This window comes from Pseudomonas sp. PS01270, assembly GCF_029959775.1.
GTDB classification, from domain to species: domain Bacteria; phylum Pseudomonadota; class Gammaproteobacteria; order Pseudomonadales; family Pseudomonadaceae; genus Aquipseudomonas; species Aquipseudomonas atacamensis.
Genome location: NZ_JASCPT010000023.1, coordinates 1 through 21,899, shown reverse-complemented (window position 1 = coordinate 21,899; position 21,899 = coordinate 1). Strand labels below are relative to the sequence as shown.

Annotated in this window: 23 protein-coding genes and 1 tRNA gene; 9 read left to right on the top strand and 15 right to left on the bottom strand. The window is 59.1% G+C overall.

The features are described 5' to 3' along the window. The first annotated feature begins 1 nt into the window (after position 1). The 5 genes from QMX86_RS09825 (at position 2) to QMX86_RS09805 (ending at position 4,877) form a co-directional block, all read left to right on the top strand. A complete protein-coding gene (locus tag QMX86_RS09825) occupies positions 2–2,800 on the top strand; it encodes a toprim domain-containing protein (RefSeq protein WP_282383218.1) in 2,799 nt (932 codons plus the stop codon). 15 nt (positions 2,801–2,815) lie between these two features. Then, a complete protein-coding gene (locus tag QMX86_RS09820; protein WP_282383215.1) occupies positions 2,816–3,109 on the top strand; it encodes a hypothetical protein in 294 nt (97 codons plus the stop codon). 65 nt (positions 3,110–3,174) lie between these two features. Further along, entirely contained in the window at positions 3,175–3,426 is a 252-nt protein-coding gene (locus QMX86_RS09815) for a hypothetical protein (RefSeq protein ID WP_282383212.1), read from the top strand. Further along, positions 3,416–3,586, top strand: a complete 171-nt coding sequence (locus tag QMX86_RS09810; RefSeq protein ID WP_178081155.1) for a hypothetical protein — start codon at positions 3,416–3,418, stop codon at positions 3,584–3,586. The genes QMX86_RS09815 and QMX86_RS09810 overlap by 11 nt, the downstream gene beginning before the upstream one ends. Before the next feature lie 106 nt (positions 3,587–3,692). Beyond that, positions 3,693–4,877, top strand: coding sequence for a DUF3596 domain-containing protein (locus QMX86_RS09805; protein WP_282383209.1), 1,185 nt, complete (start codon positions 3,693–3,695; stop codon positions 4,875–4,877). On the opposite strand, the gene QMX86_RS09800 is transcribed toward QMX86_RS09805, so the two are convergent. The 6 genes from QMX86_RS09800 to QMX86_RS09775 form a co-directional block, all read right to left on the bottom strand. Next, entirely contained in the window at positions 4,861–5,109 is a 249-nt protein-coding gene (locus QMX86_RS09800; protein ID WP_282383206.1) for a hypothetical protein, read from the bottom strand. The genes QMX86_RS09805 and QMX86_RS09800 overlap by 17 nt on opposite strands. Beyond that, entirely contained in the window at positions 5,106–5,351 is a 246-nt protein-coding gene (locus QMX86_RS09795) for a hypothetical protein (RefSeq protein WP_243241665.1), read from the bottom strand. The genes QMX86_RS09800 and QMX86_RS09795 overlap by 4 nt, the downstream gene beginning before the upstream one ends. Next, a complete protein-coding gene (locus tag QMX86_RS09790; RefSeq protein WP_243241664.1) occupies positions 5,342–5,665 on the bottom strand; it encodes a hypothetical protein in 324 nt (107 codons plus the stop codon). The genes QMX86_RS09795 and QMX86_RS09790 overlap by 10 nt, the downstream gene beginning before the upstream one ends. Positions 5,666–6,347: 682 nt before the next feature. After that, positions 6,348–6,566, bottom strand: a complete 219-nt coding sequence (locus tag QMX86_RS09785) for a hypothetical protein (protein ID WP_282383199.1) — start codon at positions 6,564–6,566, stop codon at positions 6,348–6,350. Between the two features lie 57 nt (positions 6,567–6,623). Then, positions 6,624–6,866: a DUF6555 family protein gene (locus QMX86_RS09780; RefSeq protein WP_282383197.1), complete on the bottom strand. Its 243-nt coding sequence runs from the start codon at positions 6,864–6,866 to the stop codon at positions 6,624–6,626. A gap of 329 nt (positions 6,867–7,195) precedes the next feature. Then, positions 7,196–7,285: transfer RNA gene (locus tag QMX86_RS09775), tRNA-Ser, on the bottom strand. A gap of 296 nt (positions 7,286–7,581) precedes the next feature. Here QMX86_RS09775 and QMX86_RS09770 point away from each other — a divergent pair. From QMX86_RS09770 to QMX86_RS09760, 3 genes are all read left to right on the top strand, one after another. Beyond that, positions 7,582–8,271 (top strand): crotonase/enoyl-CoA hydratase family protein, encoded by a 690-nt coding sequence (locus tag QMX86_RS09770; protein ID WP_076566844.1) that lies wholly within the window; start codon positions 7,582–7,584, stop codon positions 8,269–8,271. Between the two features lie 221 nt (positions 8,272–8,492). Next, positions 8,493–9,215, top strand: a complete 723-nt coding sequence (locus QMX86_RS09765) for a 1-acylglycerol-3-phosphate O-acyltransferase (protein ID WP_024012238.1) — start codon at positions 8,493–8,495, stop codon at positions 9,213–9,215. 132 nt (positions 9,216–9,347) lie between these two features. Continuing rightward, entirely contained in the window at positions 9,348–10,319 is a 972-nt protein-coding gene (locus QMX86_RS09760) for a magnesium and cobalt transport protein CorA (RefSeq protein WP_122612025.1), read from the top strand. A 69-nt stretch (positions 10,320–10,388) separates the two neighbouring features. Here QMX86_RS09760 and QMX86_RS09755 read toward each other — a convergent pair whose 3' ends face one another. The 3 genes from QMX86_RS09755 to QMX86_RS09745 all read right to left on the bottom strand — a co-directional run bounded on the left by QMX86_RS09755 (position 10,389) and on the right by QMX86_RS09745 (position 14,584). Continuing rightward, positions 10,389–11,117, bottom strand: coding sequence for an amidotransferase (locus QMX86_RS09755; protein WP_110645140.1), 729 nt, complete (start codon positions 11,115–11,117; stop codon positions 10,389–10,391). Positions 11,118–11,209: 92 nt separating this feature from the next. Then, a complete protein-coding gene (locus QMX86_RS09750; RefSeq protein ID WP_282383191.1) occupies positions 11,210–13,354 on the bottom strand; it encodes a 3-hydroxyacyl-CoA dehydrogenase NAD-binding domain-containing protein in 2,145 nt (714 codons plus the stop codon). Positions 13,355–13,378: 24 nt separating this feature from the next. After that, complete coding sequence (locus tag QMX86_RS09745) at positions 13,379–14,584, bottom strand: acetyl-CoA C-acetyltransferase (RefSeq protein ID WP_122880964.1); 1,206 nt, start codon at positions 14,582–14,584, stop codon at positions 13,379–13,381. A gap of 577 nt (positions 14,585–15,161) precedes the next feature. On the opposite strand from QMX86_RS09745, the gene QMX86_RS09740 reads away from it, so the two are divergent. Next, the gene (locus tag QMX86_RS09740; RefSeq protein ID WP_282383309.1) at positions 15,162–15,983 is read left to right on the top strand and encodes a cytochrome c; all 822 of its coding nucleotides are present in this window, start codon (positions 15,162–15,164) and stop codon (positions 15,981–15,983) included. Positions 15,984–16,104: 121 nt separating this feature from the next. Here the strand turns inward: QMX86_RS09740 and QMX86_RS09735 are convergent, their stop codons facing one another. The 6 genes from QMX86_RS09735 to speE all read right to left on the bottom strand — a co-directional run bounded on the left by QMX86_RS09735 (position 16,105) and on the right by speE (position 21,709). Then, complete coding sequence (locus QMX86_RS09735) at positions 16,105–16,908, bottom strand: transglutaminase family protein (RefSeq protein ID WP_073472583.1); 804 nt, start codon at positions 16,906–16,908, stop codon at positions 16,105–16,107. After that, complete coding sequence (locus tag QMX86_RS09730) at positions 16,905–17,855, bottom strand: alpha-E domain-containing protein (RefSeq protein WP_016773788.1); 951 nt, start codon at positions 17,853–17,855, stop codon at positions 16,905–16,907. The genes QMX86_RS09735 and QMX86_RS09730 overlap by 4 nt, the downstream gene beginning before the upstream one ends. 12 nt (positions 17,856–17,867) lie before the next feature. Further along, the gene (locus tag QMX86_RS09725) at positions 17,868–19,277 is read right to left on the bottom strand and encodes a circularly permuted type 2 ATP-grasp protein (RefSeq protein WP_016773787.1); all 1,410 of its coding nucleotides are present in this window, start codon (positions 19,275–19,277) and stop codon (positions 17,868–17,870) included. A gap of 477 nt (positions 19,278–19,754) precedes the next feature. Next, a complete protein-coding gene (locus QMX86_RS09720; protein ID WP_003223226.1) occupies positions 19,755–20,102 on the bottom strand; it encodes a ribonuclease E inhibitor RraB in 348 nt (115 codons plus the stop codon). A 209-nt stretch (positions 20,103–20,311) separates the two neighbouring features. Beyond that, positions 20,312–20,545, bottom strand: coding sequence for a hypothetical protein (locus QMX86_RS09715; protein ID WP_024012230.1), 234 nt, complete (start codon positions 20,543–20,545; stop codon positions 20,312–20,314). A 288-nt stretch (positions 20,546–20,833) separates the two neighbouring features. Further along, positions 20,834–21,709 (bottom strand): polyamine aminopropyltransferase, encoded by an 876-nt coding sequence (speE, locus tag QMX86_RS09710; protein WP_016773785.1) that lies wholly within the window; start codon positions 21,707–21,709, stop codon positions 20,834–20,836. Between the last annotated feature and the right edge of the window lie 190 nt (positions 21,710–21,899).

The following is a 21,899-nucleotide window of genomic DNA, read 5'->3' as shown; positions in this document are numbered from 1 at the left end:
CATGAAAGAAGATCTCCGCCACGATGTGCTGCAACGCCTCCAGTTCGACTTCGGACTCAAGCACCGAGTGGGCACCGATTACATGCGCGGGGGCACCTGCCCCAAGTGCAAGAAAAAGGAGTTGTATTCACGGTTCGATACGCCATGGATGGTGATTTGTGGACGTCCTGAAAAGTGCGGCCACACCTTGCACGTGAAAGAGCTGTACGACGATCTGTTTGAAGACTGGAGTAAGCGTGCGCCGGCGACGGACCAGCACCCTAATGCCACTGCCCGGGCTTATCTGGAGTTCGCTCGAGGCTTTCGGTTCGAACTGATCCAAGGTTGGTTCACACAAGAAAGCTTCTATTCGCCTGAACACAACGCCGGCAGCGCCACGGTGCGTTTTGCTCTGGAAAAAGGCGGCTGGTGGGAACGTCTGATCGATCAGCCGCACCGTTTCGGCAAGATGAAGGCGCGTTTCAAATCCAAGGACAGCTATCGCGGCGTTTGGTGGTGCCCGCCCTGCGTCGACCTGCTTGAGGTCAAGGAGCTGTGGATTGTCGAAGGCATCTTCGATGCCATCGCTTTGGTGCATAACGACATCGCGGCGGTGTCGGCCATGTCGTCTAACGCGTTCCCTGCGGACTCGCTCAAAGCCCTCATCAAGACCCGCGAGGGCGGCAAGCAACCCAAGTTGGTATGGGCGCTGGACAACGAGCCGAGCGCCAACGCCTACACCCGACGTTGGGTCCGCGATGCCCGCGCGTTGGGTTTCGTCTGCGAATCAGCACTGATTCCGCAACGCGACGGACGCAAGGCTGATTGGAACGACATGCACCAGCGCTGGAGCTTTATTCAGGATGACGCCAAGCGCGCCGAGCAGATTGCTACGGATCTCAAACAGGCTCGCCACCAGGGTGCGCTGCTGCTGGCTGAGAGCGCAGCGGAAAAAGCCTTGCTGATGTACGACTGGAACAAACGCGGCGAATTTCACCTGGGCTTTGGCAACCGTTTGTACTGGTTCAAGTTGGACATGGAGAAGTTCAACCGCGCCATGTCCGACATCGAGGACAGCGAGAACCATGACGATCAATTGCTTAACCAGGCGCAACAGCGCGAAAAGGCACTGCAGCAGTCCGGCAGCGTCGTGGAGATTGCCAACTGCTACCCGCAAGCCCTGTATTTCCAGCGCAACGAAGTCACCGACGAGTCCTGGTATTACCTGCGCGTGGACTTCCCCCATGACTCCGAGAGTGTGAAAAACACCTTCACCAGCGGTCAGCTGTCTGCGGCCAGTGAATTCAAGAAACGCCTGCTCGGCATGGCCGCCGGCGCCATGTTCACCGGCAGCGGCCAGCAGCTCGACAAGCTGATGAAGGATCAGCTGTTTGGCATCAAAACCGTATCGACCATCGACTACGTCGGCTACAGCAAGGAATACGCCTGCTACGTCTACGGCGACCTCGCGATCAAGGATGGCACCACTTACAAGGTCAACAGCGAAGACTATTTCGAGTTCGGCAAGCTGCGCCTGAAAACGCTGCAGAAAGGCGTACCCATCAAGCTGCAGCGCGATGGCAAAGACTTCAACGAGAAGTGGGTACAGTTGCTGTGGACCTGTTTCGGCGCCCAGGGCTTCGTCGCACTGGTGTTCTTTTTTGGCTCGCTGTTCTGCGAACAGATCCGCGCGCGGTACCAGTCTTTCCCTTTTTTGGAAGCCACCGGTGAAGCGGGCGCGGGTAAAACCACCCTGCTCAACCTGCTGTGGAAACTGCTCGGCCGCGAAGGTTATGAGGGTTTCGACCCGATGAAATCGACCAAGGCCGGGCGTTCGCGCCTGATGGGTCAGGTGTCCGGCATGCCAGTGGTGTTTCTTGAGGCCGATCGCCACAGCGACGATCGGGCACACGCCAAAACCTTTGAATGGGACGAGCTGAAAGACTTCTACGGCGGCGGCACGCTGGCGACCAAAGGCGTCAAGACAGCGGGCAACGAAACGTATGAACCGCCCTTTCGCGGAACGATCGCCATCAGCCAGAACGCCGCCGTGGTGGCTCACGAAGCGATCATGACGCGCATCGTCAAGCTGCACTTTGTACGCCCGACTGTCACCCCGGAAAGCCGTGCGGCCGCTGACCAGTTGAACGCACTGGACGGCGGCACCCTCAGCCACTTCCTCTTGAAAGCGGTGGGCAAAGAATCTGCCGTACTCGATCTGTTCGCCCAGCGCATGCCCGAACACGAAGCCAAGCTGCGCCGTCTGCACACGCACTGTTTTGCCTGCGGTACGGCCTATGCGAGCGAGCAAGGCAACTGCAGCAGTTGCGGCTACGACCTGCGCGGTTACATCCGGGTCGAGCGCATCAGCAAGAACCACGCGCAATTGTTGTCGCTGCTGGATGGCCTGCGCCTGGTGCTGAAACTCAGTGATCCGCAGGTCGCTGCCACGCAGCGGCAGATCGTGCGGATGGCGATTGAACGCCAGGCCTCGATCAGCTCCGACCATCCGGCCGTCGCCGAATTTTGGGAAGTCTACGACTACCTCGAATCCTTGAGCGAAGACCCGGTGGTCGACCACAGCAGTGACCCGACGGTGATTGCCATCAACCTCAACGAATTCTGCGAGCGCGCCGCCGAACACAAACAGAAGCTGGCGGACGTGGCCACGTTGCGCGACCTGCTCAAGGAGTCGCGCTCGCGCAAATTTCTCGACAGCAACAAGGCCGTGCACAGCGCCGTGCGCGCCGCCTTCAATCACCGCAACCCTGTTTCCCAACCCCGGCCGACCACGGTCAAGTGCTGGACATTCAAGGCGTAAAGGAGAGCAAGACCGATGCAGATCCAAGTGTTTATGGGCCATGCCGGCAACGGCCACACCAACAAGCTCCAGTCGGTGCAAGACCGTTTGGATTTGGCGGGACAACGCGCGCCGATCATTCAGGCCGGTGCTTACGCAGAGGACGGTTTGTTGCAGATGCTGGAAGTTCGAGCCGCCGCTGGCCAGCGCGAAATCCTCGTGGACGACTGCAGCCGGCAACAGATTTTGCGGGTGTTGGAATGGCAGTCATGTGTTGAACATGAGCCGCGTTTCGACGGCCTGGTGATCCACCTGGCACGTAAGGACTGAGGAAAAAAAACAGTGTCGAGGAGTTGCAGCTCCTCGACACCCGACTACAACTGAGGACCCTAACCATGCAAGCACAGAACCACAGCAGCAGCGGCGCGAAGGCTACCACACCGGCGCCGCACCTGGTGGCCACCGCGATTATCGGCGCCGCCGTTATCGGCTACCTGGTGCACAAAACCCCCGAGGCCCGCACGCGCCTTGAAAGCCTGAGCCAGATGGCCAGCCGCTTGGGCGATCTGAGCGCGACGGATGCCGCCGTGATCAGTCAGCTACTCGCCCGCCCCGCCACACAGGGAGACTCGCGCCATGTCCAGTGACCCAGCCGTAACACCGGTGCGCCGCTTTCCCTGGAACATCGATTACACCAGCGTGTGCGATCAGTGCGGCAAGTGGCGCGCCCAGGGCAATCACGATAAATGCAGCCGGCGGCGTCAGCGGCTGAATGCTCATCTGCGCCATCCCAAGCCCAAGGCATAGGCCGCGTCCACCAGAAGACGCACCCGCAGATACTTGGCCCGGAAACGGGCCTTTTTGTTTCCGATCGTCAGACTGTCGACATACGAGTACAGCGTTAGGGGTTTACATGAGTGGGGTCGAAGCTCGCGGAAAGTCCGTGAGAATCTATTTTCAATACAACGGGGAAAAGTGCCGGGAAGCGATCCCGGGCGGCAACACACCGGCGAACGTGGCGCAGGCCCGACGCCTGGTCGACATCATCGAATACGAAATTCAGACCGGTACCTTTGACTATGCGCGGCACTTTCCGCATTCCTCCAGGCTGGTGGAAAACACCTTTGGCCATTACCTGGACCTGTGGTTGAAGATCAAGGCCAATAGCGTCGCCGCCTCCAGCTACCGCGGTTACGCCAACAAGGCCGAAGTACATGTGCGTCCGCGCTGGGGCAAGGTGCAGATCAACCACATCGATCACTTGGACCTGCAGGAATGGATTCAGGACACGCTGTCGAAGACGCTTAAGAACAAGACCATCCGCGACATCATCAGCAACGTGCGCCAGGTGTTTCGCTTGTACCGCACGCGGATGAAAGTCGCGCATGACCCGACCGAAGGATTGATGGTGCGCCTGCCCGATCCCGAAGCGCCGGATCCGTTCACCCGCGCGGAAATTAGCCAGATCCTCAGCACCCCGACCCTGCGCACGCAGGAACTGTTAATGGTGCAATTCATGTTATGGGCAGGCCCTCGGGTCTCGGAAACGATCGCCCTGGCCTGGGAGGATGTCGACCTGGCGCAAGGCACGGTGACCTTCCGGCGGTCCAAGGTGCGCGGGGCTTACCGCGTGACCAAAACCCGCCGATCGACGCGGCGGGTGCGCCTGCTGGCACCGGCATGGGATGCCCTGCGCAAAATCGATGCGCTGAACCGCAACCGAAAAGCGGAAACCGTGGAGGTGGTCGAGCGGGACAACAAGACGGTGCGAAAACACAAACTGCACTTTGTGTTCCTCAACACCAAAACCGGCTTGCCGCACGCCAACGATTTTGTCGTGCGCGATCGCTTTTTTAAGGCGCACTTGCTCGCCGCCGGCGTGCGTTATCGGGGACCGGGTCAATGCCGGCACACCTACGCCAGTCAGCTGCTGACCACCGGCGTGGCGTCTATCGACTGGATCGCCGAGCAGATGGGACATACCAACGGCAACATGATCCGTCAGCACTACGGAACGTGGATCAATGAAGACGGCCCCGATGTGGTGGGGATGCTGCAAATGGCGTTGAAGCTGACGCCGGTCACAGCTCCACACTAAAACCCCGCAGGCCGACGTTTTCGGCAAAGCGCCCCACAGCGGTCAAACTGGCCCAGGTGCGCAGTCGCTCACGCCGTGAGCGCACCGGCACCCAGCGTGCGCCGCTGCCGCCTAAACGAATCGACAGGCCCCAATCGGGGCCACCTTCAATCTTGGCGACCATGCAGTCGCGCACCGCATGTTGCTCCACCAGGGCGCGCAATACCTCTTCGTGAATGCCTTCGCCGATCACTGCGCATGTTCCAGCCGCCGAGCCGTAGCAGCGTCGTCAAAGGCCTTATACAAGACCTCGATACTGCCAGCGTTCAGCGCCTTGGCGGTTTCCAGCCCCAAGACAAAACCTTCGGCGCGATCACTGGCGCGAAACAGATCATCGGCCGTCTGCGCACGGCCGATCTGGGCAAGGAGTTTCAGGACCTGGACCTGCACCGCGTGCGGCAGGTTCATGGCGGTCACGTCATCCGTCACTGCCATTGCCAGCCCCCCTCGGTTCTTGCCTGCTCAAACGCCAAGTCGTATTGCTCGACATTGACCAGTAGCCAACCGCCGGCCGGTTCGTTGCATCCCTGGAGGATAGGCCCTTGCACCATCATTCCGTGCGGCAGCATCACCCGCAGCGTGTTGGCGTCCTTGGGACCTTGCAGGTAGTGCTGCAGTTCGACGCGAACGCGGCCTGGACCGGCATTGAGGAGCCGCACCGGACATTCCAGGGTAGTCAACTCGATCGACGGCTGCCCGACATAGCGAGCCAGCACGGTGACGGTGGCCAGACCTTCATAAACGTACATGAGTGTCCTTATCAGTCGGGAAGCCTGCAGAAAGCCAAGCGGTAGGGGGATGGTAGACCAGACTTATGACAAGTGGTTTCCGAGACGCAAAAAAAGGCCCCACACCGAGGCGAGGTGTGGGGACCGATTGAACATAAATGGCGTTATATTCACTAGTGGCCAATAGCCGCAATACGTCATAATTGGCGAATTCTGCATCCACACCCGTACCAGACCGACGGTTATGCCAGTCGACCCTCTGCATTGAACCAGCTTCTTTCTGGCGCAATCCATGAGCCAACTAGGAGAAGTTTTATGAAATGTATGTGCTGGATCTGTTGGGAAAACGCGGTGCTCAAATATGAGGTGGGCGATTGGCAGAACATCGCCTGTGACGGTTGCGGCCGTTACCTTATCAGCAAGCACTTCATGCAAGAAAATGTGGGCAACACGGCTGACGTGGAAGTGATGAGACAACTCATCAAAGACTCAGAGTGCGCGGGATTAATCCCGGCAGTAATCGATGGTACGGCTAGATACGCGTTATCACCTAGACACAGGGCTTGATCCCTGTGAGTCACTCCCATGGTGCGTCCCGCACGTCATAGATAGCCAGCAAAGCTAGAAGATCACAGTTCTCAAACTGTTTTCGGTTAACGCTCGATAGATCTAGGTTAACCGTTCGCTCGAAAGCGGCAATTTTTTAGCGCTGTCTTAAACGCATGATCGCTTCGGTGATCGCGTTAGCATTTGCGTCTAGCGTTTCCAAAGCCACGATGGCGTTATCAGCAACGTCATCTGCACCCGCTCCCGAGATCCACTGAGTGATCTCCTCTATTGCGGCGCCCAGCGCATGCTGGTTGTGCAGCAGCAATGTGAGCGCGTCGGCTGTAATGACATTGGGGTCTGTCTTCCTTGGCATCTGTATCTTCCTTAAAATTTAGCGCTGGTCTGAGTTAATCGATCCTATTCCACGACCTTAGTCCCAGGCCAGCGACACGGATGCGCGCCATTGCACATTCGTCACACCGAAACGTTCGGCCATAGGCTTGGAAAAACGTTTCAACGGGGCACGCCCTGGCTTGGGAATAGGCGCAAGACCAGCGTCACAGCTCGCCCACTGCCATGCCTCCGCATTGTTCATCAGCTTCGCTCTGATGACGAAACTCTTTGGTTCCCCGTGGAGTTGGTAATTGATGACATACATATCGGACTGAGTCACGAGACCTCCTTTGATGATGATCAAGTGATGTCGGGCGCTCCCAAAAATTCAAAGAGTTTGGTCAGACATTAGATAACGCCCTACCTACGTTATTCCTGGGCGGCAGATGGAGCATGCGCGAAGGTCAGCCGCTTCCAGCCTATTATCGGCCGCTCACTGGTCAGTAGTGGAAGTTCAGCGTCACGCTCAATCAAGATGGAAGGCACAAGAGTCCGCACCAAAATAGCGCATCTGTCCCAAATCTGTCCCATATGGCCATTTTTCGGATGCCAAAAACCACAAACCCCCGAATTTCTCTAGGAAAATCAGGGGTTTGCGTTTTCTGAATGTGGCGGTGAAGGAGAGATTCGAACTCTCGATACAGTTTCCTGTATACACACTTTCCAGGCGTGCTCCTTAAGCCACTCGGACACTTCACCGTATCTCCGCAGACATGTTCTGTCTGTCGAGGCGCGCTAATGTAGTCGAAAGCTTTTGCGATGGCAAACTTTTTTTCAGAATTTTCATGCGCTTAAGAGAGCACGCTTCATTCTGCCAAAGCGGGCGATGGCAAACCCGTCAATCTCGGGTAAGCCGCACGCTTCCTTTATAGCAGGCAACACGCGCGCGACGCTGGCCGAAGCGCAAAACGGTGACTGGCAGGTCAGTCACGGCGCTTTACCTGGCTTGCGGCGGTGGGTAACGTCTGCCCATCTTTCTAATAAGGAATAGCGTCATGAGCGAGTTGATTGCCTACCACCTCGAAGACGGTATCGCGACCCTGACCCTGAACAATGGCAAGGTCAACGCGATTTCTCCGGATGTGATTGCGGCGTTTAACGCGGCGCTGGATCAGGCGGTGGCGGATCGCGCGGTGGTGATCATTACCGGGCAGCCGGGGATCCTCTCGGGCGGGTATGACCTGAAGGTGATGACCGCCGGCCCGAAAGAAGCCGTTGCGCTGGTGACGGCCGGTTCGACCTTGGCCCGCCGCCTGCTCTCTCACCCGTTCCCGGTGATCGTTGCTTGCCCGGGGCACGCTGTGGCCAAGGGTGCTTTCCTGCTGTTATCCGCCGATTACCGCATCGGTGTCGATGGCCCGTTCAGCATCGGCCTGAACGAAGTGCAGATCGGCATGACCATGCACCACGCCGGTATCGAGCTGGCGCGTGATCGCTTGCGGCGTTCGGCTTTCCATCGCTCGGTGATCAATGGCGAGATGTTCGATCCGCAAAGTGCTGTTGATGCAGGCTTCCTCGACAAAGTCGTCACAGCCGAAGAATTGCAGGGCGCCGCGCTGGCTGCCGCGCGGCAGTTGAAGAAGATCAACATGCTCGCGCACAAGAACACCAAGCTGAAAGTGCGCAAGCAACTGCTGGAAACTCTTGACGACGCCATCCTGCAGGATCAGCAACATCTGGGCTGACTCGTCCAGGATCTGCCGGTAAGTGAATAGCCCGACCCTCGTGTCGGGCTTTTTCTTACGTCACACGTCGAAGATTCGCGGAAAGCTCTAGGACGCGCCTGACAGGCAAGACTGAAACATGCGCTTAAACATCGGCCATCTCCGGACTCTATAACGGCAATTGCCGAAAACAGTGCACATCCGTACACTGCGCCACCTTTTGTCCCGGTGGTCGTGCAAAAATGCTGTTTGTGTTTCGTATGTTGTTGATGGGCCTGCACTTTATTCTGGCCGGCGTGCTCGGCGTGATCCTTGGACTGTGCCGCCCGTTCAACCCGGACAACAGCCGACTCTGCGCCCGCCTCTACGCTTTGCCGGCGATGTGTATCTTGCGTTTGCGGGTCAGGTCCGAGGTCAACGGCTTGATGAACAAGCCCGACAGTTGCGTGATCATTGCCAACCATCAGTCCAACTACGATCTGTTCGTCTTCGGCAATGTCGTCCCGCGCCGCACCGTGTGTATCGGCAAGAAAAGCCTGAAGTGGGTGCCGTTGTTTGGCCAGTTGTTCTGGCTGGCCGGCAATGTGTTGATCGACCGTGGCAATGCGCACAAGGCGCGGCAGTCGATGCTGACGACGACCCACACCTTGCAGAACGAAGACACCTCGATCTGGGTGTTTCCGGAAGGCACCCGCAACCTCGGTGAAGATTTGTTGCCGTTCAAGAAAGGCGCGTTCCAGATGGCGATTGCCGCTGGCGTGCCGATCGTTCCGGTGTGCGTGAGCAGCTATATAAAGCACATGCGCCTGAATCGCTGGCGCAGTGGCAACGTTCTCATACGTTCCTTGCCGGCGATTCCTACAGTCGGATTGACCATGGACGACATGCCCATGCTGATCGAGCGATGCCGCGAGCAGATGCGCGAGTGCATCGAGTCGATGGATCGACAACTGCAAGCCGCGTGAAACCAAACCCGCCCCGTGCGGGTTTTCTTTTGCCGGGTGAACTGTAGAAGTTTCACTGACTCTCAAGCAGCGACACGGCTAAGCTGAAGCCTTGTTTCCCTGCCATCTGCCAAGAAGAAGTGAATCACCACCATGGGTCGAGTTGTTGCTGCTGCGGTGTACAGCGAGGGTAAGAAAGTCTCCAATATTTCGCTGGACGAAGGTGCTGCCTGGGCCGCCAAACCCGGTCACTTCGTCTGGATCGGTCTGGAAGAACCGGACGCACAGGAATTATCCAACCTGCAGCGACAGTTCAACCTGCATGAGCTGGCCATCGAAGACGCGCTGGAAAAACACAGCCGACCGAAACTGGAAACCTTTGGTGACGCTCTGTTTATCGTCACCTACTCACCGGTTCGCGAAAATGGCGTCTTGCAATTTATCGAAACGCATATCTTCGCCGGCAGGGGTTACATCATCACTGCACGAAACGGCCATTCCGCGTCGTACGCCTATGTGCGCCAACGCTGTGAAGCGCGCCCGCTGTTGCTTGAGCACGGGGAGGATTTCGTCCTGTACGCGCTGCTCGATTTCGTCATCGAGAACTATCAGCCGGTGGGCGAAGCGATCCACGCCGAGATCGATGAGCTGGAGCGCAACGTCTTGTGTAGCGCCCTCAACGAGCGTGACATCCAGAAGCTGCACGGTCTGCGCCGAGACGTGGTGCGCTTGCGCCGGTATGCGGCGCCAATGGTGGAAATTGGCGAAGAGCTGCAAAAGCTCAGTTTCCCGTTCATCGACAAGAACATGCGTCCGTACTTTCGCGATGTGCAGATTCACGTGACGCGGCAAATGGAAGATCTGAGCACGCTGGCCGACATTGCCAGCCAGACCATCGAGATTGGCGTGTTGCTCGAGGCATCACGGCAGAGCGTGGTGCAGCGCAAGTTTGCAGCGTGGGCGGCGATTCTGGCGTTCCCGACAGCGGTGGCGGGAATTTACGGGATGAATTTCCAGAACATGCCGGAATTGACCTGGCATTACGGTTATTTTGCAGTGCTGGGGTTTATTGCGGTGGGGTGTGTGAGTTTGTGGGCGAGCTTCAAGCGGTCGGGGTGGTTATAGCCGGGACCGCGTTGCCCCGGCGATTCGCGATCAGCCTTGCTCCCACAGAGATTGTGGGAGCAGGTCCTTTCAGCGTTGAGCCGCTTCTGGCTTGTGCGCCACGAAGCGCATCATCCACTCTGCAACGGTGGCGCCATGATGCTCCTGCTCTAGGCTCGCGACCCCCTTGCTGTAGATCTGCGAGCCCAGCGCTTCCTGGCGCAGGTCGAGCAGCGCGCGCGAGTAATCGTGAATGAATTCCGGGTGGCCCTGGAAGCACAGCACCTGGTCGTTGATGTGATAAGCCGCGAACGGGCAGAAATCGCTGGAGGCGATGACTGTCGCGTTTTCCGGTAGTTCGGTGACCTGATCCTGGTGGCTGATCAGCAGTGTCAGCTCTTCGCGCACCGGGCTCATCCACGGCGCCTTGGCTGCCAGCTGATAGCTGTGAGTGCCGACTCCCCAACCCTGGGAGGCCCGCTCGCTCTTGCCACCAAGCAGCAGCGCCAGCAATTGATGGCCAAAGCACACGCCGAGCAATTTGTCGCCGCGTTCGTAGCGATTCAGAAGATAGGTCTTGAGGGTCTGGATCCACGGATCCGTACCGAACGAATCGGCTTTGCTGCCGGTGACCAGGTACGCATCGAAAATCTCGTCGTCGCTTGGATACTCACCCTTCACCACGTTATAGACAGTGAACTCAGCGGCGATCGGTTGCTGCGAGAACAGGCGCTGGAACATCTGCCCATAGCCCTGATATTGGTCAATCAATTCGGGCCGCAGGATGTCGGTTTCGAGAATGCAGATGCGCAGCGACATAAAAAATACCTGACACGTGATGGGAATAATGAACACCCCAGAGCCTGCCTTGAAACGCGTGGCCAAGGCAAGCCCCGAAATGCTCGCTGGCCCTAGAACATTTCACCTTTCGCCGCTTTGTCCAGCAGCAGCGCTGGCGGGGTAAAGCGTTCGCCGTATTGCTCGGCCAGATACTGCGCGCGGGCGACGAAGTCCTTCAGGCCATACTGGTTGATGAACTGCAGCGCCCCGCCGGTCCATGCGGCGAAACCGATGCCGAAGATAGAACCGACGTTGGCATCCGCCGTCGAGGTGAGCACGCCCTCCTCCACGCAACGCACGGTTTCGATGGCCTGCACGAACAACAGGCGATCACGCACATCCTTCGTAGAAATCTGTCCGTCGGCCTTCTCGAAGCGCGTTTTCAGCTCCGGCCACAAATGCTTCTGCGAGCCCGCTGGATACTCATAAAAACCGCCTCCGGCAGCTTTGCCCGGTCGCTTGAATTCATTGAGCATCAAGTCAATCACGGCAAAGGCCGGGTGCTCAATCAGCGGTTTCCCTTCAGCATGTAGGTCCTTGGCCGTCTGTTGACGAATATGGCTCATCAGGCTGAGGGAAACTTCGTCGGAGATTGCCAGCGGCCCGACCGGCATCCCGGCCTTGCGCGCTTCGGCCTCGATCATCGGCGCACTGACGCCCTCGCCAAGCATGGCAATGCCTTCGTTGGTGAACGTGCCGAACACCCGCGAGGTAAAGAAGCCGCGACTGTCGTTGACCACGATCGGAGTTTTCTTGATTTGCAGGACGAAGTCGAAACCGCGAGCGAGAGTTTCGGCGCTGGTCTGCGCACCTTTGATGATTTCCACCAGCGGCATTTTTTCTACCGGACTGAAGAAATGCAGGCCGATGAATTTGCTTTGATCGGCCACCGCCGTCGCCAGACCGGTGATCGGCAGCGTCGACGTATTGGAAGCAATGACCGCTTCGTCGCCCACGACCTGTTGCGCGGCGGCGGACACCCTGGCTTTGAGCTGGCGATCCTCGAACACCGCTTCGATGATCAGATCGCAACCGGCCAGATCGGCATCACTTTCGCTCGCAACGATTCGCGCCAGCACCGCTTCGCGCTGTTCGGCAGTCATTTGGCCACGGGCAACTTTCTTGTCCAGCAGCGCTGCGGAATGCGCTTTGCCCTTTTCGGCAGCGGCGAGGTTGATGTCCTTGAGGACGACCTCGATACCGGCCGAGGCGCTGACGAACGCGATGCCTGCGCCCATCATTCCGGCGCCGAGCACACCGACTTTGCGGGTTTTATAGGGCGCAAAACCTTGCGGTCTTGAACCGCCGGCGTTGATCTCGTTCAACTGGAACCAGAACGTACCGATCAGGTTTTTCGAGATCTGCCCGGTCGTCAGCTCGGTGAAGTAGCGGGTTTCGATCAGGTGCGCGGTGTCGAAATCGACCTGAGCGCCCTCCACCGCCGCGCATAGAATCTTCTCCGGCGCCGGCAGAGTGCCTTGGGTTTTCGCGCGCAGGATCGACGGCGCAATCGCCAGCATTTGCGCCACTTTCGGGTTCGATGGCGTGCCGCCAGGAATCTGGTAACCCTTGACGTCCCAGCGCTGCACTGGCGCCGGATTGGCGAGAATCCAGGCGCGCGCCTTGGCCAACAGCTCACCGCGATCCGCTGCCAGTTCATCAATCAGCCCGGCCTGCACCGCCTGTTGCGGGCGCACTTTTTTGCCTTCAAGCAAGTACGGCAGGGCTTTTTCGATGCCGAGCATGCGCACCATGCGCACCACCCCGCCGCCGCCCGGCAGCAGGCCCAGGGTCACTTCCGGAAGACCGAGTTGCACCGAGACGTCATCAACAGCAATGCGGTGGTGACAGGCCAGACAGATCTCCCAGCCGCCGCCCAGCGCGGCGCCGTTGATCGCCGCGACCACCGGTTTGCCGAGGGTTTCCAGGCTGCGCAATTGCGCCTTGAGGGTCAGCACCATGTCGTAGAAAGCTTTGGCTTCGGGCTTGCCGACCTTGATCAGTTCATTGAGGTCGCCGCCGGCAAAAAAGGTTTTCTTCGCCGAGGTGATGATCACTCCGGAAATGCTGTCTTTCTCGGCCAGCAAGCGGGCGACGCAAGCGGCCATGGCCTCGCGGTACACGGCGTTCATGGTGTTGGCGCTCTGGCCCGGCATGTCCATGGTCAGCACGACGATACCGTCCTGGCCTTTTTCGTAACGAATGGCTTCGCTCATAACAGGGTTCCTTGAAGTCGGGGCTCAGAGGCGTTCGATGATGGTGGCAATGCCCATGCCGCCGCCGACACACAGCGTCGCCAGGCCGTAGCGCAAGTTGCGCGCTTCCAGTTCATCAAGCAGGGTGCCGAGGATCGCGCAACCGGTGGCGCCCAGCGGGTGGCCCATGGCGATCGAGCCGCCGTTGACGTTGACCTTGCCCGGGTCGACGGCCATGTCCTTGATGAATTTCAACACCACCGAAGCAAACGCTTCGTTGACCTCGAACAGATCGATGTCCTCCACCCGCAATCCGGCCTTGGCCAGCGCTTTGCGAGTCGCCGGCGCCGGGCCGGTGAGCATGATGGTCGGATCTGTGCTGGTGACGGCCGTGGCGACGATACGCGCGCGTGGCTGCAGCCCCAGCGCGCGCCCCTTGGCTTCGGAGCCGATGAGCATCAGCGCCGCACCGTCGACAATCCCGGAACTGTTGCCCGGCGTGTGCACGTGGTTGATCCGCTCGACATGGCTGTAGACCCGCAACGCCGTGGCGTCAAAGCCCATCTGCCCGATCATTTCGAAACTTGGCTTGAGCTTGCCCAGGCCTTCGAGGGTCGATTCGGCGCGGATAAACTCATCGTGATCAAGCAGGATGATGCCGTTCTGATCCTGCACCGGCACCAGCGACTTGTTGAACGAGCCGTCGGACCGTGCTCGCGCGGCTTTTTGCTGGGAGTGCAGTGCGTAGGCATCGACATCCTGCCGGCTGAAGCCTTCGAGGGTGGCGATCAGATCGGCGCCGACCCCTTGCGGGGTGAAATGGCTGTGCAGGTTGGTCTGCGGGTCCAGCGCCCAGGCGCCGCCATCGCTGCCCATTGGCACCCGCGACATCGACTCGACGCCGCCAACCACCACCAGATCCTCGAAGCCCGAGCGCACTTTCATCGCGCCAAGATTCACCGCTTCCAGACCCGAAGCGCAGAAACGGTTGATCTGCACACCGGCGACGCTGACGTCCCAGTCGGCCACTTGCACCGCCGTCTTGGCGATGTCCGAGCCTTGATCGCCAATCGGCGTGACGCAGCCGAGGACAACATCATCGACCTGACTGGTGTCCAGCGCGGTGCGCGCCTGCAAGGCGCTCAGCAAACCGGCCACCAGGTTGACCGGCTTCACGCTGTGCAGCGCGCCATCGGCCTTGCCTTTGCCACGCGGGGTGCGCAACGCATCGAAAATCAAAGCTTCAGTCATGACGTCCTCGAACCTGATTTATTGTCACTTCACTTTCGCCCTGCGCCGACTGGCAAGCAATGACCACATTGCTCAAAGCGCTTGACGCACACGCTCAGACGGACGGTCATCCGTCATCAGGTGAACCGGTTCAGGTCGCCGAGTTGTCTAGCCAGCGGGCGGCAAAGAAGCTGGCAATACGCCTCATGCCGTTTTAAGAGCTTTTGCAAAGAACTCCATATGAAATGGATCTAAGCGAAGGGAGACGCGGGCTCTAAGGTGAAGATGTACGCCATCGTCGTCGGGTTTTGCCGAGACGGGCGTCCTTTAACAGGAAGTGCAACGCGTGCCGTCAGGGATATGCAGTCAGGCATGCATCAGGAAATAACAATAAAGGCGGTCAAGCCATGTTCAAACAACCGAAAGTACGTCAAGCAGGACTCATTCTTTTCGCCACGACGCTGTTGCTGATCTTGCCGAATCTGACCAAGGTCATCGGCTGATTCAAACGTCGCGTGCGGTATATCGCCACTGAAAATGTGACTGGCCCGCTACCCGGGCCAGCGTGGTTGTGCCAACCTTTGCGCACTTCCTCGACATGGACGGCGATCATTTGAAAACGCTCATTGCGCTCGGTGCCTTGCTACTGAGCTTGCCCTTGTCCGCCGCACAACTGGATCTGCAGTTGGGCGCAAACAGCCGCACCTGGCAGACCGAAGAGCTGCTCAAGCATCCTCAGCTGCAAACGCTCACGATCAACAATGATGTTTCCTACAAGAAGGACATGACCTATCAGGCTGTGCCTCTGGTCGCATTGCTGAAGGGAGTCAAGCCGGAGGATCACTTGCAGGCGGTAGCGCTGGATGGCTTTGCCGCAGAGTTGGCCGCCGCGCCCTTGCTGAACAAGGACGGCGCACGAGCATGGCTGGCAATCGAGGACCCGGCGCGGCCGTGGCCACCGCTGTCTGCCGGCAAGCACAGCGCCGGGCCGTTCTATCTGGTCTGGACCGATCCGCAGGCCGGTAATATCAGCCCCGAACAGTGGCCGTTCGAAGTCGCCAGCATCAAGCTGATGGCGCCGGTGGCCCAACGCTTCCCTGCCCTGCTGCCCGATCCTGCCTTGAAGGCCGATGATCCGGTGAACAAGGGTTTTGCCCTGTTTCAGAAAAACTGCCTGGCCTGTCACCGGTTGAATGGTGCCGGAGACGCGCAGTTCGGTCCGGATCTGAATATTCCGTATAGCCCGACCGAGTATTTCGGGGCGGATTTCTTGAAGCGCTACATCCGCGATCCGCAGAGTTTGCGTCAGTGGCCGCAGGCGAAGATGCCCGGGTTTTCCGCGCAGGTGTTGCCGGATGGAGACCTGGAAATGCTGGTGGGCTATCTCAAGCACATGGCCGGGCGCAAAGCCAAGCCGTAAGCCTTAGGGTGTTATTACTGGCCTCTTCGCTGGCAAGCCAGCTCCCACAGGGTATGCGCAGAGTTCGAATCACCGGTCATCCTGTGGGAGCTGGCTTGCCAGCGATAGCGGTATCCCGAATCTATTGTTGCTGGACGGATATAACCGGCGTCGGCGAGACGAATACCTTGGCGTGCATTTGCTCGCAGCCGCCGCCCCGGCGCATGCCACGGACCGGGCAGGCATCGAGATAATCCAGGCCGACCGCCAGCTTCAAGTGTCGCTCCGGACGCGCCAGTTGGTTGGTCACGTCGAAGCTGTACCACGCGTCATCCAGCCACGCTTCTGCCCAGGCATGACTGGCCAGATGCTCGCAATCTTCGCTGTAGAGATACCCCGACACGTAACGCGACGGCACGCCAAGACTGCGCGCGCAGGCCAGAAACGCATGGGCATGATCCTGACAAACCCCGGCGCGACCGGCGAAAGCTTCGGCGGCGCTGGTGTCGACTTCGGTTGAGCCCGGCGTGTAGGTCATGTGCTGATTCAAACCGTGCATCAAGTCGATCAGCGCGGTGCGATCACGCCGTTGCTTGCAGTTCTTCGCGGCAAATTCGCGCAAGGCTTCATCGGCTTCGGTCAGGCGCGTGAAGCGCAGGAACGGCAGCGCCGACTGGCTCTCATGTTCGGCCTCGCGCAATTCATCGATATCGACCTGACCACGGGCGCCGATGATGATCGCTTCGTGCGGCTCGTCCATGGTCAGCACATGCAGGATGTTGCCGAACGGATCGAGCTGCGCACGCACCGGACGCGGCAGGTCGAGTTGCCAACTGAGGACATGCTGGCGCTCGCTGTCGTGGGGCGTAAGGCGCAGGTACTGGATGCTCGCGCGCACCTGATCTTCGTAGTGATAGGTGGTCTCGTGGCTTATGGAAAGTCTCATGCAGCCTCCAGGTAGGAACTGTGAATGGCGTTGCCCAACTGGCGCACCAGCGGGATGAATTCGGTCAGCCAGGCGTGCAGGCCTTCTTCGAGGATTTCGTTGATGCCGGTGTAGCGCAGGCGTGCGTCCATTTCCGCCGCCAGGCGTTGTGCCGGTCGGCCGTTGGCGCCTGGCAGTTGCGCGAGGATCTGGTCGATCTCTTCGGTACAGGCACGCAGCGAACGCGGCACATCGGCGCGTAACAGCAGCAGTTCGGCGACATGTCGGGCGCCGGGCGCGTCGCGGTAGATTTCGGTGTAGGCCTCGAATGAGGACAAGGCGCGCAGCAGCGCACTCCATTGGTAATAGGCGTGCGCCGTGCCGTCGCTGACTGCTTCGGCCTGATCTCCGGCCATTTCGTAACGGGCATCGAGCAGGCGCAGCGTGTTGTCCGCGCGCTCGATAAACGTGCCCAGACGAATAAAGCGAAACGCGTCGTTGCGCATGATCGTGCCGTATGAGGCGCCACGAAACAGGTGCGAACGTTCCTTGATCCATTCACAGAAACGACTCATGCCATAGCGGCTCAAGCCCTGTTCGGCGATGCCGCGAATTTCCAGCCAGGTCGCGTTGATGTTTTCCCACATGTCCGCAGTGATTCGCCCGCGCACGGCATGGGCACTGGCCCGCGCAGCGCCAAGGCAGCTGTAGATGCTCGCCGGGTTGGCCGCGTCCAGTGCGAAGAAATGCAGCAAGCGTTCAGCGTGTAGGTCACCGTGGCGTTCAAGGTAATCGTCCAGGGTGCCGGTGATCAGCAACGGCATGGCGAGTTCGTGCAGACCGTCGCCGCGCCCGTCCTGCGGCATCAGCGACAGCGAATAACTGATGTCGAGCATGCGCGCGAGATTCTCCGCACGCTCCAGGTAACGCGACATCCAGTACAGATCCGAGGCAGTTCTACTTAACATGGCAAGCTTCCTTCAATCCTCGACTACCCAGGTGTCCTTGGTGCCGCCGCCCTGGGAGGAGTTCACCACCAGGGAGCCTTCACGCAACGCGACACGGGTCAAACCGCCGGGCACGACCCGGGTTTCGCGGCCGGACAGCACGAACGGACGCAAGTCGATATGGCGCGGCGCGATGCCGTTTTCGACAAAGGTCGGACAGGTCGACAGCGATAGTGTCGGTTGCGCAATGTAGGCATGGGGTTTGGCTTTGATGCGCTCGCGAAAGGCATCGATTTCCGCCGTCGTCGCGGCTGGCCCAACGAGCATCCCGTAACCGCCGGAGCCTTGGGTCTCCTTGACCACCAGTTCCGGAAGATTGGCCAGCACGTGGGACAGCTCGGACGGGTTGCGGCACTGCCAGGTCGGCACGTTTTTCAGAATCGGCTCTTCGTCGAGGTAGAAACGGATCATGTCGGTGACAAACGGGTACACCGATTTATCGTCCGCCACTCCGGTGCCGATTGCGTTGGCCAGCACCACATTGCCGGAGCGATAGGACGACAACAGCCCAGGCACGCCGAGCATTGAGTCCGGGTTGAATGCCAGCGGATCGAGGAAGGCGTCGTCGAGGCGACGATAGATCACGTCGACCGCTTTCGGGCCATCGGTGGTGCGCATGAAGACTTTGTCGTCACGCACGAACAGATCCGCACCTTCGACCAGTTCCACGCCCATTTCCCGGGCAAGAAACGCATGTTCGAAGAACGCGCTGTTGAAGCGTCCCGGCGTCAACACCACTACGCTCGGATTGTCGATCGGGCTTGAGCTTTTCAGGGTGTCGAGCAGCAGATTGGGATAGTGATCGATCGGGGCGATGCGTTGGGCGGAGAACAGTTCGGGGAACAGGCGCATCATCATCTTGCGGTCCTCGAGCATGTAGCTGACGCCACTGGGGGTGCGCAGGTTGTCTTCGAGGACGTAGTAAGTGCCATCGCCATCGCGCACCAGATCGACGCCGGAGATATGCGAGTAGATGTCGCGGTGCAGATCCAGGCCTTGCATCGCCAACTGGTATTGCTCGTTGGCCAGCACCTGTTCGGCGGGAATAATCCCGGCCTTGATGATGCGCTGCTCGTGGTAGAGGTCGGCGAGAAACATGTTCAACGCTTTGACCCGCTGGATGCAGCCGCGCTCGACAATCCGCCATTCACTGGCGGGGATGCTGCGGGGAATGGTATCGAACGGAATCAGGCGCTCGGTGCCCTGCTCGTCGCCATAGAGCGTGAAGGTGATCCCGGCTCGGTGGAACAGCAGATCGGCCTCGCGGCGGCGCTGCGCGAGCAGCTCGTCGGGCGTCTCGGCCAGCCATCGGGCAAATTCCCGGTAATGCGGGCGGACCAGGCCGCCGGCATCGTACATCTCGTCAAAATAGGTGCGGATCATGCCGTACTCCTTGTCACTCCGGACATACAGGCCTTCGCAAGGCCCGTGCCATCGGCATAAACGCTTTGATTTCAATCGGTTGTAGATCCACGCCGAAGGCTGCGCACCATTCCTGTGCGGCAAATGCCCCGGTCCGATTGCCCCCGCTTCATTGCGACGCACTGCATCGCCTATCACCAGCATAGTCAGAGTTGATTTCACTGCCCGGCCACGACTGCGGATAATCCGCGCATTCGCTGCAAAACTTCCCCGGCACGCCGCCGCGAAGTAGACAGCTCAACTGATCTGAACTGCCTTGGCAGCCCCGTCCCGACAGGACTTTATTGCATACCCGTCTTCCCTTTTAGCCACCCTCTCCGGTGGCTTTTTTTTGCCCAGGATTCTTGTTTCAGGGTTTTGCCACTGCGATGTGCAGAAGCCAGAAACGACAACGGCCGACCCGAAGGTCAGCCGTTGCCCGACAGACAATGCGCAATATCAATTCAACCGGTAACGATTGCGCACCTCCTGCTTCACGCCCCAACCCTCGATAATGCCGCCCAGCGGTTCGACCACGGCTGAAAAGCCTTGCTCGAAATCGCCGATGTCGTCATAGGTTGCGTACATCACTTTGCTCAATTCCAGCGACCAGGCGCCGTCGTCGCGCGCACTGACCTGGGCATTGATGGATTCACCACGAAATTTGCCTGCTGCCCTGCGCGCCCGCTCCTCGTCCGGGAAAATTGCGTAGAACTCGATGGGATGGAACCGGGAAAAATCGAAACCGCCTTCTTTCATGCGGCGCAGAACGTTGCTGCTGATGTCTTCTTGATAGGCTGTGCTCATGAATCGTCCCCCTCGATTGATGGATAGACTTTCCGTATTCCCGCCCCGGGCCTTTTGGCCTAAGTACTACGGCAACGTGGTTGCGCGCGGGAAACAAGCATGTAGCTGACAAGACCAGACCTTAGCGATCCATTCGCTGATCTCGCTTGCAGAGTAGCCCCAAGAGAGCGCTGCTGCCAAGGCCTGGTTTACGAGATGACAGGAAGTGTTCAGACAGGGGTGATGCTGCGGATTTCGATGCCGTTCTGGGTCTTGAGGTTTTTCACCCCGGCATCGGCGGTGCGCCCTTCCAGATCGTTGAGATCCAGCTTGGCGGCGACCGGAAGAAGCCGCTCTTTGACGAGCCGTGCGGCTTCATCATCGGACGGGCATTCCTCACGTTCGAAGACTTCATCGACAATTTCACCGTGATCATCCACGAAAGTGACTTTCCACTTTTGCATCAGTGCCTCCTCGATCAACCCGTAAATGGGCTTACCTCTATCTCGACTTTTTTCCGCGATAGTTGGTTCAAAAGGATTACAGCCGACAACGGTGAAAATAACCATCCGATCGATAGGGCGGACTGTGTGGCGTGGGGATTTATCCCCGTCCGGCTGCGCAGCAGTCGTAACACCGTCCATTGCGGTTTGACGGAGACACCGCGCAGGCCGGTTCAGGGATGCTGCGCATCCCAACGGGGATAAATCCCCTCGCCACAAAAGCTCCCTTGCAGAGCGACTTCAGCGTGATCAGTCGTTGCTCGGCTTGTTGACCGCCTGCAGCACGTATTGCGGCAAGGCGAACGCGCCGATGTGGATTTCCGGGTTGTAGTAACGGGTGACGATGCCGCTGCCGATGAAGCGCTGTTGCAGGGTTTCACGGCTGAGCTTGCGGTAGGCCGGGTTGGTCGAGCCCCAGGCGAAGGTCATCGAACCGCCGATGTAGGTCGGCACGGCGGCCTGATAGAAATGCCAGTCCGGGAACAGGCTGCGCAGGCGACCGGCGGTGGTTTTGACTTCGTCGATTTGCATGAACGGTGTGCCGTTCTGAGTCACCAGGATGCCGCCTTCGTTCAGGCAGCGGTGGCATGCCTGGTAGAAGTTCTCCGAGAACAGCACTTCGCCCGGGCCGATCGGGTCGGTGGAGTCGGAGATGATCACGTCGAATTTTTCAGTGGTGGTGGCGACGAAACGCATGCCGTCATCGATCACCAGGTTCAGGCGCGGATCGTCGTAGGCACCGGCGGAATGGTTCGGCAGGAATTCCTTGCACATGTCGACCACGGTGCCGTCGATTTCAACCATGGTGATGTGCTCGACGCCGGCGTGCTTGGTCACTTCGCGCAGCATACCGCCGTCACCACCGCCAATGATCAGCACGCGCTTGGCAGTGCCATGGGCGAGGATCGGCACGTGGGTGAGCATCTCGTGGTAGATGAATTCGTCAGCTTCGGTGGTCTGGATCACGCCGTCCAGCGCCATCACCCGGCCCATGCGCGGGTTCTGGAAGATCACCAGATGCTGGTGTTCGGTGCGCACTTCGTGCAGCAGTTTTTCCATGCGAAAACGCTGGCCGTAGCCTTCGTAGAGGGTTTCCAGGTACTCGCTGGTCTTGGTGACGGTCATGGTCAAGTGCTCCGATAAATGCGCGGGCGCCATCGTGGGGACGATTGCCCGGGAAAGGCGCGCATTCTACGTTGCCGAAGATGACAGGTCGAACCTCCGGTTGTTTTTTACCAGCGCAAATTACTGTGGGAGCGAGCCTGCTCGCGAAAGCGCAGCATCAGTTGCCGGTGATGGCGACTGACCCAACGTC

What these genes read in the sequence shown, in the direction of transcription:
- QMX86_RS09715 (WP_024012230.1), bottom strand. Translation starts at nt 20,545, where the DNA reads ATGCAAAAGTGGAAAGTCACTTTCGTGGATGATCACGGTGAAATTGTC.
- QMX86_RS09740 (WP_282383309.1), top strand. Translation starts at nt 15,162, where the DNA reads ATGGACGGCGATCATTTGAAAACGCTCATTGCGCTCGGTGCCTTGCTA.
- QMX86_RS09810 (WP_178081155.1), top strand. Translation starts at nt 3,416, where the DNA reads ATGTCCAGTGACCCAGCCGTAACACCGGTGCGCCGCTTTCCCTGGAAC.
- QMX86_RS09735 (WP_073472583.1), bottom strand. Translation starts at nt 16,908, where the DNA reads ATGAGACTTTCCATAAGCCACGAGACCACCTATCACTACGAAGATCAG.
- QMX86_RS09815 (WP_282383212.1), top strand. Translation starts at nt 3,175, where the DNA reads ATGCAAGCACAGAACCACAGCAGCAGCGGCGCGAAGGCTACCACACCG.
- QMX86_RS09785 (WP_282383199.1), bottom strand. Translation starts at nt 6,566, where the DNA reads ATGCCAAGGAAGACAGACCCCAATGTCATTACAGCCGACGCGCTCACA.
- speE (WP_016773785.1), bottom strand. Translation starts at nt 21,709, where the DNA reads ATGACCGTCACCAAGACCAGCGAGTACCTGGAAACCCTCTACGAAGGC.
- QMX86_RS09730 (WP_016773788.1), bottom strand. Translation starts at nt 17,855, where the DNA reads ATGTTAAGTAGAACTGCCTCGGATCTGTACTGGATGTCGCGTTACCTG.
- QMX86_RS09760 (WP_122612025.1), top strand. Translation starts at nt 9,348, where the DNA reads ATGGGTCGAGTTGTTGCTGCTGCGGTGTACAGCGAGGGTAAGAAAGTC.
- QMX86_RS09755 (WP_110645140.1), bottom strand. Translation starts at nt 11,117, where the DNA reads ATGTCGCTGCGCATCTGCATTCTCGAAACCGACATCCTGCGGCCCGAA.
- QMX86_RS09790 (WP_243241664.1), bottom strand. Translation starts at nt 5,665, where the DNA reads ATGTACGTTTATGAAGGTCTGGCCACCGTCACCGTGCTGGCTCGCTAT.
- QMX86_RS09765 (WP_024012238.1), top strand. Translation starts at nt 8,493, where the DNA reads ATGCTGTTTGTGTTTCGTATGTTGTTGATGGGCCTGCACTTTATTCTG.
- QMX86_RS09745 (WP_122880964.1), bottom strand. Translation starts at nt 14,584, where the DNA reads ATGACTGAAGCTTTGATTTTCGATGCGTTGCGCACCCCGCGTGGCAAA.
- QMX86_RS09770 (WP_076566844.1), top strand. Translation starts at nt 7,582, where the DNA reads ATGAGCGAGTTGATTGCCTACCACCTCGAAGACGGTATCGCGACCCTG.
- QMX86_RS09805 (WP_282383209.1), top strand. Translation starts at nt 3,693, where the DNA reads ATGAGTGGGGTCGAAGCTCGCGGAAAGTCCGTGAGAATCTATTTTCAA.
- QMX86_RS09825 (WP_282383218.1), top strand. Translation starts at nt 2, where the DNA reads ATGAAAGAAGATCTCCGCCACGATGTGCTGCAACGCCTCCAGTTCGAC.
- QMX86_RS09750 (WP_282383191.1), bottom strand. Translation starts at nt 13,354, where the DNA reads ATGAGCGAAGCCATTCGTTACGAAAAAGGCCAGGACGGTATCGTCGTG.
- QMX86_RS09720 (WP_003223226.1), bottom strand. Translation starts at nt 20,102, where the DNA reads ATGAGCACAGCCTATCAAGAAGACATCAGCAGCAACGTTCTGCGCCGC.
- QMX86_RS09725 (WP_016773787.1), bottom strand. Translation starts at nt 19,277, where the DNA reads ATGATCCGCACCTATTTTGACGAGATGTACGATGCCGGCGGCCTGGTC.
- QMX86_RS09795 (WP_243241665.1), bottom strand. Translation starts at nt 5,351, where the DNA reads ATGGCAGTGACGGATGACGTGACCGCCATGAACCTGCCGCACGCGGTG.
- QMX86_RS09820 (WP_282383215.1), top strand. Translation starts at nt 2,816, where the DNA reads ATGCAGATCCAAGTGTTTATGGGCCATGCCGGCAACGGCCACACCAAC.